14 protein-coding genes are annotated in these 15,772 nt (G+C 63.5%); 13 read left to right on the top strand and 1 reads right to left on the bottom strand.

Annotated features, from left to right (window positions below; all coding sequences use genetic code 11):
- The first annotated feature begins 3 nt into the window (after window positions 1-3).
- The 9 genes from ABD884_RS24000 to ABD884_RS24040 all read left to right on the top strand — a co-directional run bounded on the left by ABD884_RS24000 (window position 4) and on the right by ABD884_RS24040 (window position 9,451).
- Entirely contained in the window at window positions 4-714 is a 711-nt protein-coding gene (locus ABD884_RS24000) for a GntR family transcriptional regulator (protein WP_345053324.1), read from the top strand.
- 111 nt (window positions 715-825) lie between these two features.
- The gene (locus ABD884_RS24005; RefSeq protein WP_345053327.1) at window positions 826-1,389 is read left to right on the top strand and encodes a hypothetical protein; all 564 of its coding nucleotides are present in this window, start codon (window positions 826-828) and stop codon (window positions 1,387-1,389) included.
- A gap of 47 nt (window positions 1,390-1,436) precedes the next feature.
- Complete coding sequence (locus ABD884_RS24010; protein WP_345053334.1) at window positions 1,437-2,201, top strand: IclR family transcriptional regulator; 765 nt, start codon at window positions 1,437-1,439, stop codon at window positions 2,199-2,201.
- A 123-nt stretch (window positions 2,202-2,324) separates the two neighbouring features.
- Window positions 2,325-3,512, top strand: a complete 1,188-nt coding sequence (locus ABD884_RS24015; protein ID WP_345053340.1) for a 4-hydroxybenzoate 3-monooxygenase — start codon at window positions 2,325-2,327, stop codon at window positions 3,510-3,512.
- Window positions 3,513-3,606: 94 nt separating this feature from the next.
- Window positions 3,607-4,146, top strand: coding sequence for a flavodoxin domain-containing protein (locus ABD884_RS24020; RefSeq protein WP_345053344.1), 540 nt, complete (start codon window positions 3,607-3,609; stop codon window positions 4,144-4,146).
- Between the two features lie 289 nt (window positions 4,147-4,435).
- The gene (gene acs, locus ABD884_RS24025; protein WP_345053348.1) at window positions 4,436-6,382 is read left to right on the top strand and encodes an acetate--CoA ligase; all 1,947 of its coding nucleotides are present in this window, start codon (window positions 4,436-4,438) and stop codon (window positions 6,380-6,382) included.
- Window positions 6,379-7,596, top strand: a complete 1,218-nt coding sequence (sfnG, locus tag ABD884_RS24030; RefSeq protein ID WP_345053353.1) for a dimethylsulfone monooxygenase SfnG — start codon at window positions 6,379-6,381, stop codon at window positions 7,594-7,596. Before acs ends, sfnG begins: the two co-directional genes overlap by 4 nt.
- On the top strand, window positions 7,596-8,963 hold the full coding sequence (locus tag ABD884_RS24035; protein ID WP_345053356.1) for an O-acetylhomoserine aminocarboxypropyltransferase/cysteine synthase family protein: 1,368 nt from the start codon (window positions 7,596-7,598) through the stop codon (window positions 8,961-8,963). Before sfnG ends, ABD884_RS24035 begins: the two co-directional genes overlap by 1 nt.
- The gene (locus tag ABD884_RS24040) at window positions 8,960-9,451 is read left to right on the top strand and encodes a CoA-binding protein (RefSeq protein WP_345053359.1); all 492 of its coding nucleotides are present in this window, start codon (window positions 8,960-8,962) and stop codon (window positions 9,449-9,451) included. Before ABD884_RS24035 ends, ABD884_RS24040 begins: the two co-directional genes overlap by 4 nt.
- A gap of 168 nt (window positions 9,452-9,619) precedes the next feature.
- Here the strand turns inward: ABD884_RS24040 and ABD884_RS24045 are convergent, their stop codons facing one another.
- Complete coding sequence (locus ABD884_RS24045; protein ID WP_345053364.1) at window positions 9,620-10,774, bottom strand: hypothetical protein; 1,155 nt, start codon at window positions 10,772-10,774, stop codon at window positions 9,620-9,622.
- Between the two features lie 464 nt (window positions 10,775-11,238).
- Between ABD884_RS24045 and ABD884_RS24050 the strand changes: the two genes are divergently transcribed.
- The 4 genes from ABD884_RS24050 to kdpC are packed head-to-tail and all read left to right on the top strand — an operon-like array spanning window position 11,239 to window position 15,765.
- Complete coding sequence (locus tag ABD884_RS24050; protein WP_345053369.1) at window positions 11,239-11,337, top strand: potassium-transporting ATPase subunit F; 99 nt, start codon at window positions 11,239-11,241, stop codon at window positions 11,335-11,337.
- A 6-nt stretch (window positions 11,338-11,343) separates the two neighbouring features.
- Window positions 11,344-13,011 carry a potassium-transporting ATPase subunit KdpA gene (gene kdpA / locus ABD884_RS24055; RefSeq protein ID WP_345053378.1) on the top strand — a complete coding sequence of 556 codons (1,668 nt, stop codon included), beginning with the start codon at window positions 11,344-11,346 and terminating at the stop codon, window positions 13,009-13,011.
- Window positions 13,008-15,146, top strand: coding sequence for a potassium-transporting ATPase subunit KdpB (gene kdpB, locus ABD884_RS24060; protein WP_345053385.1), 2,139 nt, complete (start codon window positions 13,008-13,010; stop codon window positions 15,144-15,146). Before kdpA ends, kdpB begins: the two co-directional genes overlap by 4 nt.
- Window positions 15,147-15,153: 7 nt before the next feature.
- Window positions 15,154-15,765, top strand: coding sequence for a K(+)-transporting ATPase subunit C (gene kdpC, locus ABD884_RS24065; RefSeq protein ID WP_345053393.1), 612 nt, complete (start codon window positions 15,154-15,156; stop codon window positions 15,763-15,765).
- Window positions 15,766-15,772 lie beyond the last annotated feature (7 nt).

Consider the following 15,772-nt stretch of genomic DNA (forward strand, 5'->3'; position numbering starts at 1 on the left):
GGCATGGCCCAGCCCGCCGTCGCCGAGCTAATCGACCTGCTTGCAATCGCGGTGAGGGGGATGCAGGCTGGCCAACGGATTCCCAGCGAGCACCAGATCATGGTCAAGTGCCAGGTGTCGCGGGCCACGGCCCGCGCTGCCGTTGAGACGCTCGAGGACCTCTACTTGGTGCGCCGCGTTCAGGGCACGGGAACTTTTGTCAACAGGCGGATCGACTATCCGATCTCGCAGTCGCGGGCCCCGTCCTTCCATGGCATTGTCCGGGCCGCGGGGGCACAGCCGCGCACCGTCCTCGCCGGCAAGGGGATCTCGCCCGCGCCCGAGGACGTGGGCTCGCGGTTCGGGATCCCTCCGGGAACCGATGCGCTGCGATTGGAGCGGCTCGGGTACATCGATGGATTCGAGGCATGCTTCTTCGAGGAGTGGTTCAATCCCCGCGCCGTTGCGAACCTGGACGTGGCCCTGAGGGTCTTCGAATCGGTGGCCGAGGCTTTCGAGGCCAGCGGATTCACCCCCGAACGCACGGAATGGTTCGGAACCGTCGACATTGCTCCGGCCCATGTGTGCACCCGGCTCGGGCTGCCGCGCAACCACCAGACGTGGCTCGTGGAAAGCATCGTCAGCGATGTGGACGCTGAGCTGCCGCTCATGATCAGCCGAGCCTGGAGCCGACTGGACCAGGTCCGAATGGTCTTCGGTGCCTCGGCCGGATGAGCCTTGGCTGCGCGGGACCGGGGCAACGCCGCGGGTTGTGCAAGCGCGCGTCAGGAGATAGCCTTCTTGAGGTTGAGCCGTCGGCCATAGACACCCTTATTTGGAGTACCTATGGACCGAAAATTGCACGCCCTCGTAAAATTCGATGTTTCAACGGATGCCGTCGAGATCGACGTGCGGGGGAGCCTGAACCAGGATTCCCGCCCCGCACTCGTGTACATCGTCCGCCGTATCCGGCGAATGGGCATCACTTCCCACGTCAGGGTGGGTTTCTCCCACGCCACGCTTGTTGAATCGCAGGCCTTGGCGGGACTTCGCAACGACCTCAACGCGATCGACGGCGGCGCTACCGAAGGGGGCCACTCCACGGGGTCCGGGGTTTCGCTGGAATTCATGGCGCGGCCTTCCGTCCTCTCCAACGAGGCCGCGGCGGGGTCGAAGTCCATGGCGCTCACCGGCGACTTCTCCGCCTCGATCGATGCCGGAGGATTCGGGCCGCTGGACAAGTACTCCGATGATGAACTCTTCGCGGCCAGCGACTTCGTCTTTGGCCTCTTGGACCAGCCCACAACCTTTGGCACCCCGGAACTACGGGCGCAATACGACACCATTGGCACGGAAATCTCGCGACGGGAAATCAAAGATGCCACGGTGGATCCCTCAGAACCGCTGTAAACTGGAGCCCACCATTCAATGGAATCCGTGGGAAGTGGTGAAGCGCAGTGGCGAACTCGGCATCCGGAGATTCGGTGGTGGACCGCATCGTCCGGATCATCGAAGCCTTCCCCGAAGGCACTACCTCCTTGCAGCTTTCTGAACTCGCAGGGGCCGCGGGCTTGCCGCTCACAAGCGCCCACCGTTTGGTCCGGCAGCTCGCCGAGCACGGGCTCCTGGATCTGTCCCCAGGTGGACATGTCCGCCTGGGACTGCGTTTGTGGGAGCTCGTCAACCGGAATTCGCCCACCCTGGCCCTTCGTCAAGCGGCCTTGCCGTTCATGGAGGACATCCAGCAGGTCCTGAACCAGAATGTGAACCTCGCAGTGCTCGACGGGTGGGAGGCGCTGTTCGTGGAGCGGCTGTCCCGCCGGGGATCCGTGGCCAACCGGGCCCGGGTGGCCGGCCGCATGCCTGTCCACATCTCTTCCGCCGGGCTGGCGCTGATGGCGAACCAGCCCCGAGAACTGCAGGCCCAGTACCTCGCGCAATTCGGCGACCCTGCCGGAAAGGTGACGACCGACGTCGTCCGTCACCTGCTTGCCGAAACCGCCCAGCAGGGGTACGCCCAGCTCGCCGGTGTGGTGGACCCGGATACCTGGGGCATTGCGGTGCCGGTGGTAGATGGCAAGAGGCGTACGGTGGCGGCACTCGGCGTCGTGGTTCCCCTCGCTGAGATGCGACTGCAGGCGCTGGTGCCGGCGCTGCAGACTGCGGCACGCGGCATCGGACGGCAACTCAAGGAGCAGCTCAACGAGCAGCGGAAACTCTAAACTAGCTTCCGTTGAACGGAATTCGCCTAACGCCGACCCTGCGGTGCGGGTCACACTGATCTTCAGGACATCCCAACCGCAGCCCTTCAGCCGCGGTTCCGCAATGAAGCGAGGAACACACTAATGGCACGCAAAATCATCACCACCCAAGTGGCCATCATGGGTGCGGGCCCGGCCGGCCTCATGCTTTCCCACCTGCTGGCGAAGTCGGGGATCGAATCCACCGTCATTGAAGTCCGCAGCCATCAGGAAATCGCCGAAACAGTTCGCGCAGGCATCCTGGAACACGGTTCGGTGAACCTGCTCGTGGACAGCGGAGTATCCGACCGCGTGCTGCGCGACGGCGACAGGCACGATGGCATCGAACTGCGCTTCAACGGCGAAAGCCACCGGATCGACTTCAAGGGGCTTGTGGGGGAATCGGTCTGGCTGTACCCGCAGACGGATGTCTTCCTCGACCTCGCTGCACGGCGCAAGGACGACGGCGGCGACGTCCGCTACAGCGTCACGAACACCACCATTCACGACCTCGAAGGCAAACCCAAAGTCTGGTTCACCGACGCCGAGGGCCAGGAATTCGAGATCCAGGCGGACTTCCTGGTGGGCGCCGACGGTTCCCGCAGCCACTGCCGCTTTCAAATCCCGGAAGCCAACCGCAAATGGTACTTCCACGAATACCCCTTCGCCTGGTTCGGCATCCTGGCCCAGGCTCCCCGCAGCTCGGACGAACTGATCTACGCCAATTCGGAGCACGGCTTCGCGCTGATCAGCCAGCGCACGGAGAGCGTGCAGCGCATGTACTTCCAGTGCGATCCCAAGGAAAACGTGGCCGATTGGGACGATGAGCGCATCTGGTCCGAATTCCGTAAGCGCGTCAACGGAAACGGCTTTGAGCTCAAGGAAGGACCGGTCCTCGAAAAGATGGTCCTGCCGTTCCGCAGCTTCGTCCACACCCCGATGCGCTACGGGAACATGTTCCTGGCCGGAGACGCCGCCCACACCGTCCCGCCGACGGGCGCCAAGGGTCTCAATTTGGCCCTGCACGACGTCAAGGTGCTCTTCGAAGGCCTGGAGTCCTTCTACTCGAACGGTTCCACCGCTCTGCTGGAATCCTATAGCGACCGTGCACTCGAACGCGTTTGGAAGGCTCAGCACTTCTCCTACTGGATGACTTCCATGCTGCACACTGTTCCCGGTTCGGACGACTTCGGACGTGCCCGCCAGCTTGGCGAACTCCACTCCGTCGTGTCTTCCCGACATGCCCGGGCGTACCTGGCCGAGTCGTACACCGGGTGGCCGGGCGCAAAGTAACCGCATCCTGAAGCTCTCGCTGGCACCGGGACCTATGGCACGGTGCCAGCGGACCACTTTCCGTCAGACTAAGGACGAAAAGGGAGGGCTTCAAATGACGGTTCTTGTTGCATATGCGAGTGCGCTGGGCTCCACCAAGGAGATGGCTCAACATGTAGCCTCCCGGATGGCGGGGGTGCTGGGCGACGTCGAGTGCCGAGCCGTGGCGGAGATTGAGTCCGTCACTGGATACGAGGCCGTAGTGATCGGCAGTGCCATCCACAATCAGGCATGGCTGCCCGAGGCATCACTGTTCTTGAGACGTCATGCGCCGGGGTTGGCCAAGCGAGCCGTCTGGGCTTTCAGCGTTGGAATGGCTGACGCCCTGCCAAAGCCGTTCCGCAAGCGCGCGGCCGCCTTCCAACAGGAACGGATTGCGCGGGTCCTGTCCAAAGAAGTACCGCTTCGAGCCCACAGAGTCTTCTCCGGTGTCTACCGGCCCAGCCAGATGTCGGCGCCGCTCCGCGCCTTGTTCCATCTGAGCGGCGGACGCTTCGGCGACCTCCGGGATTGGGCCGCCATCGACGCCTGGACCGATCAAATGACCGCCCAACTGGCTCATACTGAGCCGTCTCCGGGCAGCACCACCACCTAGCTGGCTGCTCGCCGGATGGTGCCAGTACCTGAGCGAAGATCTGCCCGCTCCTGAACGTGTCCGAATTTTCAACTGAGGAACAGCTTGCGTCGGGCGCCTTGCGGAATATTACGCTGCAAGAATGGCATATTTTGAGTCGGCGCCGAGATCCGTTTTAGTTGAATAAACCATCGAACGCGGCCAAAAGGGGCCGGATCGATGAGACCGTAACCAGCGTTTCGCCAGCCGGGCGAGCTACCCAGTCCGCGTGCGCCGAAGGTGCCAAGCCAGGAAACGATGGAGTATTGCTATGTCCCAGCAACGTGATGAAGTCACGGACGATTTTGTGGCGTTCTGGGAGGCGCAGGCCCTCCGCTTGGACTGGGCTGAACGATCGAATGGCAGGCCCTGGGAAACGGCCCACAGTTGGGTGCCAAGCGACGTTTCCGCAGGCCGTGGACCCGACATCACGTGGTTTGACGGAGGAAAGCTCAACGTCGCGTACAACTGTGTGGACCGCCACGTCGCCGCGGGACGGGGAGACAAGGTTGCCCTCTACTTCGAAGGCGAACCGGGCGACCGCCGCGCCATCACTTATGCGGAGCTCCTGCGCGAGGTTTCCAAGGCTGCAAACGCCCTTCTGGCACTCGGCATCGGCAAAGGCGATCGCGTTGTGATCTACCTCCCCGTGATTCCCGAAACAATCATCATTACCCTCGCAGTGGCGCGCATCGGAGCGATCCATTCGCTCGTGTTCGGAGGTTTCTCCGCCGAGGCCCTGCGCTTCCGCGTCGAGGACACCCAGGCGAAGCTCCTTGTCACTACGGACGGTCAGTTCCGGCGGGGCGTCGCGGTTCAGGTCAAGGAAAACGCGGATGCCGCCGTCGCGGGGGACAACGCTATCGAGCGGGTACTGGTCGTCAACCGCACCACTGCCCGCGACGAACTCGACACGATCCCCATGGTGGCCGGCCGCGATGTGTGGTGGCACGACGTCGTCGAACCGGCCTCGGAAGTGCACGAGCCTGAAGCCTTCGACGCCGAGACTCCACTCTTCATCATGTACACCTCGGGGACAACCGGTAAGCCAAAGGGCCTCGTGCACACTTCGGGCGGTTACCTCACGCAAGCCTCATGGAGCTTCGAGCACCTCTTCAGCAACCCGGATCCGGCACTGCGGGACAGCGACGTCCATTGGTGCACCGCCGATCTCGCATGGGTGACAGCGCACACCTACGAGATTTACGGGCCCCTCTCCAATGGCGTCACCCAGGTGATTTTCGAAGGCACGCCCAATACGCCACATCCGGGCCGCCACTTCGAAATCATCGAACGCTACAAGGTCACTCAGTACTACACGGCGCCCACGCTGGTCCGTTCCCTGATGGGCTGGTTCCCGGACGGCGTGCCGGACACCTACGATTTCTCGTCCATCCGCCTCCTTGGCACGGTAGGCGAGGCAGTCAATCCTGAAGCATGGCGATGGCTCCGCAAGAACCTTGGCGGCGGCAGCGCTCCCGTCGTCGACACCTGGTGGCAGTCGGAAACCGGCGCCACCATCCTTTCGCCAGCCCCGACGGACACGGACTTCAAACCAGGTTGCGCTGCCCGGCCGCTGCCTGGAGTCAGTGCCAAGGTAGTTGACGACGCCGGCGCCTTGGTACCGGCGGGCGTCCACGGGTTCATCGTGGTGGACCGTCCCGGCCCGGCGATCGCGAGGACCGTATGGGGCAACCCGCGGCGCTACTTCGATTCGTACTGGAGCAAGTACGCGGCACAAGGGTGGTTCCTTGCCGGCGACGGAGCGAAATACGACTCCGACGGCGACATCTGGATCCTCGGACGGGTGGACGACACCCTCAATGTCTCCGGTCACCTGTTGTCCACGATCGAGATCGAGTCGGCCCTCGTGTCCCATCCGGACGTCGTGGAGGCCGGGGTCTGTCCCGTGCCCGATCCTAAGACGGGGCACGCCGTCGTCGCGTTCGTAGTCCTCAAGGGCGGAGCTTCACGTGAGGTTGCCGCGAAACTGCGTCACCACGTGGCCCAGGAGATCGGCCCGATCGCAAAGCCGCGCGACGTCGTCGTCGTGGCTGACGTACCCAAGACCCGCAGCGGCAAGATTATGCGCCGGCTGCTCACCCAACTCTTCGAGGGAACCGCCTTGGGCGATACAACCTCACTCCAGAACGAACCGGCGATCGCCGGCATCCAGGACGTCCTGCGCGAGCGGGCCCTAGTAAAGGAAAATTCATGACCGAGATCAGCAACGTCGCGCGGCTCTCCGAACCGCTCAAGTTCGCCTACTGGGTGCCGAACGTCTCCGGGGGCCTGGTGGTTTCCACCATCGAGCAGCGCACCGGATGGGACTTTGACTACAACAAGAAACTGGCCCGCATCGCGGAGAATTCCGGATTCGAATACGCACTGACCCAAACGCGCTATGCAGCCTCGTACGGTGCTGACAAGCAGCATGAGGCGACGTCGTTCAGCCTCGCCTTGCTGGCCGCCACCGAACGACTCAAGGTCATTGCCGCCGTCCACCCGGGCATGTGGCATCCCGGGGTACTGGCGAAGTACATCATTACGGCGGACCACATTTCCCAGGGACGCGCCGCCGTCAACATCGTCTCAGGCTGGCTGAAGAACGAGTTCACGAATTTCGGCCTGGAATGGCTGGAACATGACGAACGCTATGTCCGCACTGAAGAATTCATCAAGGTCCTCCGCGGGCTGTGGACCGAGCAGGAATACAGCCAGTCCGGGAAGTACTACAACATCACCGATTTCACCCTCAACCCGGCGCCGGTGCAGGTGCCCGGGCGCGCCCACCCGGAGATCTTCTTCGGCGGCAACTCGACAGCCGCGCAGGCCACAGCCGGCCGCGTTGCGGACTGGTACTTCTCCAACGGGAAGGACCTTGAAGGATTCAAGGAGAACATCGCCGGCGTGGTCGCGGCATCCGGCGAGAGCGGGCGCGGCACCGAGGGCGCTCTCCCGGCGCTGCCTTCTCCCAAGTTCGGCCTGAACGGCTTCGTCATCGCCCGCGATTCCGAGAAGGAAGCGCGCGACACGCTCCGGGAGATCGTCGAGAAGGCGCACAAGCCCGCCGTCGAAGGATTCCGCGCCGCGGTCCAGGAAGCGGGAGCTTCCACGAAGGACGGCAAGGGCATGTGGGCCGACTCGAGCTTTGAGGATCTGGTCCAGTACAACGACGGCTTCAAGACCCAGCTGATCGGCACCCCGGAGCAGATCGCGGAACGGATCGTCGAGTACAAAAAGATCGGCGTGAACCTTTTCCTCACCGGCTACCTGCATTTCCAGGAGGAGGTGGCCGCCTTCGGCCGGGATATTCTGCCGATCGTCCGGGAACTTGAGGCTGATCTGGCCCGCAAGAACGGCGTCGAGCTGGACCTCTCCGGGACACCCGTGGCACAGGCCGACTCAACCACCAAGCTGGTGAACGCGTAATGACGGAGCGCAGTTTCGGCTTCCGCACCCGCGCCCTGCACGCCGGCGGGACTCCTGACGCCGAACACGGCGCCCGCGCGGTGCCGATCTACCAGACCACGTCCTTCGTCTTCAAGGACACCCAGGATGCCGCCAACCTCTTCGCGCTGCAGAAGTACGGCAACATCTATTCCCGGATCGGCAACCCCACCGTGGCTGCGTTCGAAGAGCGCATCGCGTCCCTGGAGGGCGGAATCGGCGCCGTGGCTACGTCCTCGGGCATGGCGGCGGAGTTCATCACCTTCGCGGCGCTGACCCAGGCGGGGGACCATATCGTGGCCGCCTCCCAGCTCTACGGCGGTACGGTGACCCAGCTCGACGTCACGCTGCGCCGCTTCGGCGTGGACACCACGTTCGTTCCCGGGACGGACCCGGCGGACTACGCCGCCGCGGTGCGCGAGAACACCAAAGCGATCTTCGTCGAGGTGGTGGCCAATCCCTCCTCCGAGGTCCAGGACCTTGAGGGGCTGGCCAAGGTGGCGCACGACGCCGGGATCCCCCTCGTGGTGGACGCCACCTTGAGCACGCCCTACCTCGTGCGGCCCTTCGAACACGGTGCGGACATTGTGATCCACTCGGCCACCAAATTCCTCGGCGGACACGGCACCACGCTCGGCGGCGTCATCGTGGAAAGCGGAAAGTTCAATTGGGGCAACGGCAAATTCCCCACCATGACCGAACCCGTTGCTTCCTACGGCAACGTGTCTTGGTGGGGGAACTTCGGTGAATACGGATTCCTCACCAAGCTGCGCTGCGAGCAGTTGCGCGACATCGGACCGGCCCTGTCCCCGCAATCGGCGTTCCAGCTTCTGCAAGGCGTGGAGACGCTCCCCCAGCGCCTCGACGAGCACCTCCGCAATGCCCAGGCAGTGGCTGAATGGCTTGAAGCGGACCCCCGCGTGGCCTATGTGAATTTTTCCGGGCTTCCTTCGCATGCGCACTTCGAGCGGGCCAAGAAATACCTGCCGCTGGGACCAGGCTCGGTCTTTTCGTTCGGCGTCAAGGGCGGCCGTGCCGCAGGCCAGAAGTTCATCGAGGCCCTCCAACTGGCCTCGCATCTGGCCAATGTCGGCGATTCTCGGACCCTCGTGATCCACCCCGGATCTACCACCCACCAGCAGCTCAGCCCCGAACAGCTGGAATCCGCGGGTGTTCCCGAAGACCTCGTCCGCATTTCGGTGGGCCTCGAAGACCTCGAGGACATTCTCTGGGATCTGGACCAGGCACTCACGGAAGCACAGGACGCCCTGGCGGAACCCGCCGTCGTCCTTGGGGAGGCTGCGGATTCCTGCAGCCTGGACAGCAAGAGCATTGGAGCGGGCGCATGAGCAACAACGGAATCCGCACCTGGGAAGGTCCATCCGCGCCGGAACGGCTTAACTTGCTCCGCCAAGCCAAGACGATCGCGATCGTCGGCGCTTCGGACAAGCCTTCCCGTGCCAGCTACTTTGTGGCAAGCTACCTGAAATCGTCCACCAAGTACCGCCTGTTTTTCGTGAACCCGGTGGTCAAGGAAATCCTGGGCCAGCCCACGTACGCTTCCTTGGCCGATCTGCCCGAGTCCCCGGACATTGTGGACGTTTTCCGTAAGCACGACGATCTTCCGGGGGTACTCGAAGAAGCCGTGGCGGCAGACGCCAAGACCCTGTGGCTCCAGCTCGGTTCCTGGCACGAGGAGGTTGCCAGGAGTGCCCAGGAAGCAGGACTGAACGTGGTGATGGACCGCTGCGTGAAGATCGAGCACGCGCGCTTCCATGGCGGCCTTCACTTGGCTGGCTTCAACACCGGGGTCATCTCGTCGAAGCGGCAGATCTAGAACGCGGCTCTCCGTTGGTTCGGGGTTGGTTCGGGCGACACGGTAAGTGCCTGGCGCCGCGGTAATTGCCTGGCGCCGCCCGTATTCGGGGGTCGTCAGACCTTTTCCGTGTCGGCTCGCCATTTCCGCGTCGCCACGTTCCTGCCGGGACCCGGGAAGCGCCGCGAATCATCCGTTCTTCCGGCGAGCAATCATTTGCGGATCGTCCGGCTTGACCTCCTTGGCGGTACGGTTCTTCGGCCGGTGCGGCATGATCGGCTCGGACGCGAAACGTCGTGCGCCGCTCCACATTGAGGGCGGGGCGTCAATCGCGTAGGCGAGTGCGTAGGCGACTTTTTCGTAGTTGACGCGCCAGCCCCTGAAATGGGGCCACGCTTGTTCCGCGCTCACCTCCACCGGGTAGTCGACGGTTCGCAGGAGTTCCACGGCGGCTTGAAAGTCTTCGAATTTCACGTCGAGTTCGGAATCGGGATCAGGATCGTCGTCGACCGGGATACGGATGGCACGTGCCACTTGGTTCAGGCATGTGAACCCCATTCGAAGGACCAGCCGTGCCCGAGTGCTCGGGGCAGACTCCGGGCTCAGGGAAAGCTGCAACGCGGCCGCGTCCATGACGCTGAGGAGGGAGTTGAGCCAGTTCGATTGCGGCGAGGGTGAACGGAACCATACCAAGGTGAGGTAGGTGCTGTGTGACTCGGCCACGTCAGCGGCCCATCGCTCCCACGTGCGGTAAAGCTCGCTGAGCTCGCTGGTGCTGGTTTGAGCGGCCATGCCGAACCGCGTGCGCACTAGAAGTTCCGGTCCCCATGAGGGTGAGCCTGCCCTCGATACCAGGAGTGTTACCTCCGCTTCACGCCTGTTGAAAGCTGCGTAAAGCGTTGGCAGGTAACCGATCTGCAATGCGATGACTATCAGTCCGGTGTATGCGGCCACGTAGACCAATACTGTGTTGCCGACATTCGAGGGGGCAGCGTAGCCGAGCGTGAACATCGCGGAGCCGGCTTCGCTTGCGGCTTGCCACATGTCACCGTCGACGAAGGGGAGCAGGAGGAGGCTGAACGACAAATCGAACAGGATGACCCAAACCAGCAGGCGGACGAAGAGCGACATCGGAGACTGCCAGGCAAGGATCCGATCACGTACTTCGTAAGAGGCGACGGGTTTTGTGATGGCAAGAAATACCCTCATTGTGGCCAAGGCGGTCACCCGTGAAAGCGTGCTGCGCAGCGAGCGCGGCACTATGAGCGTTCCGATCACGCTCATCCAGGTCAGGAGCAATCCCGCCATCCCGACCGAAAAACACGCCCACACGATGACTGTCACTACGCTCTTTCGACAAGGCCGGACACCAACTTGGCGATTGTCCAGGGGAAGGGACAAAGCTGGTGAGGCTCGTATCATTCATGTCTCGCGGGGGCTCTGTCAAGGGTGCGGGCGTTGTTGCCGTCGGGGTTGGTACGACGCTCGATCACCTCTTTGTGAGCGAGCGTTTGGGATTGAGGCCGCATATCTGATGGAGGATCGTGTTCTGCTGCCGGGTAGCTGGGGCGGCATTAAGACCGCGTCAAGATAAGCCGGGACCGCATTAAGGAACCGTTAGGAACGCCTTTTCGTCGCTCGCCACGGAGTTGACTGGCATCAGCCCCACAAACGGGGCGCGGATGAAAGGACGTTCCAATGGCCGACGTGGCTGTTGTGGGGATCTTCGTGGTGTCCATGGGGATCGTGATGTGGATAGCCCACCTTTTGGGGAAGATCGTGGATCGCGACGGGCCGGTGAGTGGACAGTGAGCGCCGACGCCGTGATGTGGTTGGTCCTGTTCGTTGCAGGCCTCTGCTTGTTCGGCTACCTGCTGGCCGTTTTGATCCATCCGGAAAAGTGGTGATCGCGGATGGTTTTCAGCGTTGCCTCCTTCATCACCCAGGTGGCAGTCCTGCTCATGCTGCTTGTCTTGATGCACAAGCCGCTGGGCGTGTACCTCGCCCGTGTCTTTGAGGGCAAGAAATCTAGCCGCGCAGAAAAGCTGTTCTATCGGCTGGCCGGGGTGGACCCAGACACCGAGCAGGTCTGGTCGGTCTACTTGCGCAGTGTCTTGGTCTTCTCTGCAGTGTCCATCTTGGTGGTGTTCCTGCTCCAGCGGCTCCAAGGTGTCCTGCCCGGAAACAATTCCTTGCCTGGCGTCGATCCCTGGACGGCCATGAACACGGCTATCTCCTTTGCCACCAACACCAACTGGCAGACGTACGTCCCTGAATCCACCATGGGCATCTTCGTGCAGATGTGCCTCCTTGCCGTGCAGAACTTCCTCTCTGCCGCCGTCGGGATCGTGGTGGTGGTCGCCCTGATCCGCGGCATCGCAAGAACCCGGACGGACAGGCTGGGGAATTTCTGGGTAGACCTGGCCCGCACCTCGTTCCGTGTACTGCTTCCGATGGCTGCGCTCGCGGCTGTTGTGATGGTCATCGGCGGCGTGGTGCAGAATTTCTGGTCCACCGACGTCATCAACCAGGCGACGGGCGTCACCCAGACGATCCCCGGCGGACCAGTAGCGTCCCAGGAAGCCATTAAGATCCTGGGCACCAACGGCGGCGGCTATTTCAACGCCAATTCCGCGCACCCGTTCGAGAACCCGAACGTCTTCATCAGCATGTTCGAGGTCTTCCTGATCCTCCTCATCCCTTCTGCGTTGCCGTATGCCTACGGCCGCATGGTGGGGGACCAGCGGCAGGGCTACACGGTAGCCGGGGTCATGGGCACGCTCTGGCTGAGCTCCACGGCCCTGATGGGCTGGGCCGTCGCCTCCGCGGAAGGCACCGCGACGGCGGCTGCCGGAGGTTTGGGCGAGGGCTTCGAGCAGCGACTCGGTGCCGCCCAAAGCTCGATCTTTGCCACGGCCACCACCTTGACCTCCACGGGAGCCGTCAATGTGGCCCACGATTCCCTGCCGCCCCTGGCTGGTGGGGTGGCCATGGTGAACATGATGCTCGGTGAGGTCGCCCCGGGCGGCACGGGATCAGGGCTTTACGGCCTGCTGGTCCTCGCGATTGTGTCGGTGTTCATTGCCGGGCTGATGGTGGGCCGCACTCCGGAATTCCTGGGCAAGAAGATCGGGCCCCGGGAAATGAAGCTCACGGCAATGTACATCCTCGTAACACCCGTCGTGGTGCTGGCGCTCGCCGGTGTCACCGTGCTGCTTCCGGACGCCATGGCCAACGCGCCAGCTTCCGGGCCGCACCAATTCAGCGAAGTGCTCTATGGCTTCACTTCCGGGGCCAACAACAACGGCTCGGCGTTTGGCGGGATCAGCAGCTCGGGACCCTATCTGTCCACCATGATGGGACTGGCCATGTTGCTCGGCCGTTTCCTGCCCATGGTCCTCGTGCTGGCGCTCGCCGGTTCCCTGGCAAAACAACCCCGTGTCCCGGCGTCGTCCGGCACTGTCCCGACCCACGGCTGGCTCTTCGGTTCCCTCTTGCTCGGCGTCACGGTGATCATGACCGCCTTGAGCTACTTCCCGGCCCTTGCCTTGGGCCCCCTCGCAGAAGGACTCCTCAAATGACCAAGTCCGGCACGGCCTTCGCCAAGGACACCGCCGCCCAGACCTACGCGGACGGCAATCCCCTCGGCACCCCGGGGGAGCACAAGCACCACACCAAGGCGCCAGCCAAGCTAGACTTCGCCAGCATCCGGGCTGCCCTGCCAGTTGCTGTGCGGAAGCTGGGGCCGCGGCAGATGATCCACTCTCCGGTGATGTTCACCGTGCTGGTAGGGGCGGCTCTCTGCACGGCCATCTGTATCTTCAAACCGGCCGTGTTCGGCATCTCGGTCACAATCTGGCTTTGGCTGACGGTGCTCTTCGGTACCTTGTCGGAAGCCATTGCGGAGGGCCGTGGCAAGGCCCAAGCCGATAGCCTCCGGGCCAGCAGGAAAGGCGTTGTAGCCCGGCTCCGGCTTGAGGACGGTACCACCAAGGAGGTGCCGGGAACGGAACTGCGGAAGAACGACGTCGTGATTTGCGAAGCGGGAGACGTCATCCCCTCCGACGGCGAAATCATCGAGGGCCTGGCGAGCGTAGACGAATCCACCATCACCGGTGAGTCCGCGCCCGTCATCCGCGAATCCGGCGGCGACCGTTCCTCGGTGACCGGCGGCACCAAGGTCCTTTCGGACCGCATCGCCGTCCGCATTACAGCGGAGGCAGGCGAAACGTTCATCGACCGGATGATCAAGCTCGTGGAAGGCGCCGTCCGGCAAAAGACGCCCAACGAGATTGCCCTCCATGTCCTCCTTGTTTCCCTGACCATCGTGTTTTTGGCCGTCACCATGAGCCTGGCCCCGTTCGCCTCTTTGGCGGGCGCAACGCCGTCGCCCATTGTCCTGGTGGCGTTGCTGGTCTGCCTGATCCCCACCACCATCGGAGCGCTGGTGCCGGCCATTGGCATCGCGGGCATGGACCGATTGGTGCAGCACAACGTCTTGGCCACGTCCGGTCGCGCCGTGGAGACTGCTGGAGACATCACCACGCTTCTGCTCGACAAGACCGGCACCATTACGTACGGCAACCGCCGCGCGGTCAACTTCTTCCCTGCCCACGACGTCGAACGGACGGAACTCATCGAAGCGGCCCGGCTTTCCAGCTTGGCGGACGAGACACCGGAGGGACGCTCGATCGTGGAGCTCGCGGCGGAAAAGGGCGTCAGCGGCCCGGACCTGCTTGCCCTTCTGAAGGGCTCGGTAGATTTCGAGGTGGTCGAATTCAGCGCCAGCACGCGCATGAGCGGCCTGGACCTCGACGGGCGGAAGATCCGCAAGGGCGCCGCCACCGCCGTCGCCAAGTTCGTCGCCGACTTCGGCGGGCAGACGCCTGCCGAAGTGGACCGCAAGGTGCAGGAAATCTCCGCCCAGGGCGGCACGCCGCTCTTGGTCGCCGGAGTCGCGAACGACGGCGGAGCCCGGGTCCTGGGCGCCATCCACCTGGCCGATGTGGTCAAGCCGGGCATGCACGCCCGCTTCGCCGAACTGCGGCGGATGGGCATCCGGACGGTGATGATCACCGGTGACAACCCCATCACGGCCAAGGCCATCGCCGCCGAATCCGGGGTTGACGATTTCGTCGCCGAGGCCACTCCCGAAGACAAGCTGGCCGTCATCAAGGACGAGCAGGCCCAGGGCCGGCTCGTGGCTATGACCGGTGACGGCACCAACGATGCCCCCGCGCTCGCCGCGGCGGATGTGGGCGTCGCCATGAACTCCGGTACGCCGGCAGCCAAGGAAGCTGCCAACATGGTGGACCTGGATTCGGATCCCACCAAGCTCATCAACATCGTGGGCATAGGCAAGCAGCTGCTCATCACCCGCGGAGCCCTCACCACCTTCTCGGTCGCCAACGACGTCGCGAAGTACTTTGCGATCGTTCCGGCGCTCTTCACGGGCACTTTTCCCGGGCTCGGGCTCTTGAACATCATGGGCCTCGCGTCGCCGTCCTCCGCCATCCTGTCCGCGGTGATCTTCAACGCCCTGATCATCATCGCCCTGGTTCCGCTCGCCCTGCGGGGCGTCAAGTACCGTGCCGTCTCGGCAAACCAGGCCTTGGCGAGGAACCTGGCCATCTACGGCCTCGGTGGACTCGTGGCGCCTTTCGTCGGGATCAAGCTCATCGACCTGCTCATTTCCCTCATCCCCGGCATTGGCTAGGAGCATCATGAACACCCTTCCCGGCTATCTTCGGCAAGCAGGAACGGCCCTGCGGTTCCTGCTCCTGGCCACCGTGGTCCTTGGATTGCTCTACCCGCTGGCGATTTTCGGCATCGGCCAAGCGATTGCACCCTTCCAAGCCAATGGCTCCATCGTGAAAGACGCGTCCGGAAAGCCCGCAGCATCGGCTTTGATTGCACAAGTCTCCGCGAACGACGCCGGCACCCAGAGTCCCCTGTGGTTCCATGCCCGCCCCTCGGCCGCCAAGTGGGACCCGGGGGCGTCCTCCGCCAGCAACCTCGGACCCAACGATCCGAAACTGCTCGACGCCGTCAAAGCCAACCGTGCTGCCGTCGCTGCGGCAGAGGGGGTCAAGGAGTCCGAGGTCCCTGCCGACGCCGTGACAGCGAGTGGTTCCGGGCTGGATCCGCAGATCTCGGTGGCCTATGCCCGGCTCCAAGTGCCCAGGGTGGCCAAGGCACACGGACTCAGTCCTGAAACGGTGCAGGCCATGGTGGACCGGCGCACGGTCACGGGACTCGAGGCCTTCCTGGGACAGCCTTCGGTCAACGTCACGGAATTGAACCTGGATGTCGCCGCGGCAGCACCGGCCAAGTGAAAGAATG

It is taken from the genome of Arthrobacter methylotrophus (assembly GCF_039539965.1).
Taxonomy (GTDB): Bacteria; Actinomycetota; Actinomycetes; order Actinomycetales; family Micrococcaceae; genus Arthrobacter; species Arthrobacter methylotrophus.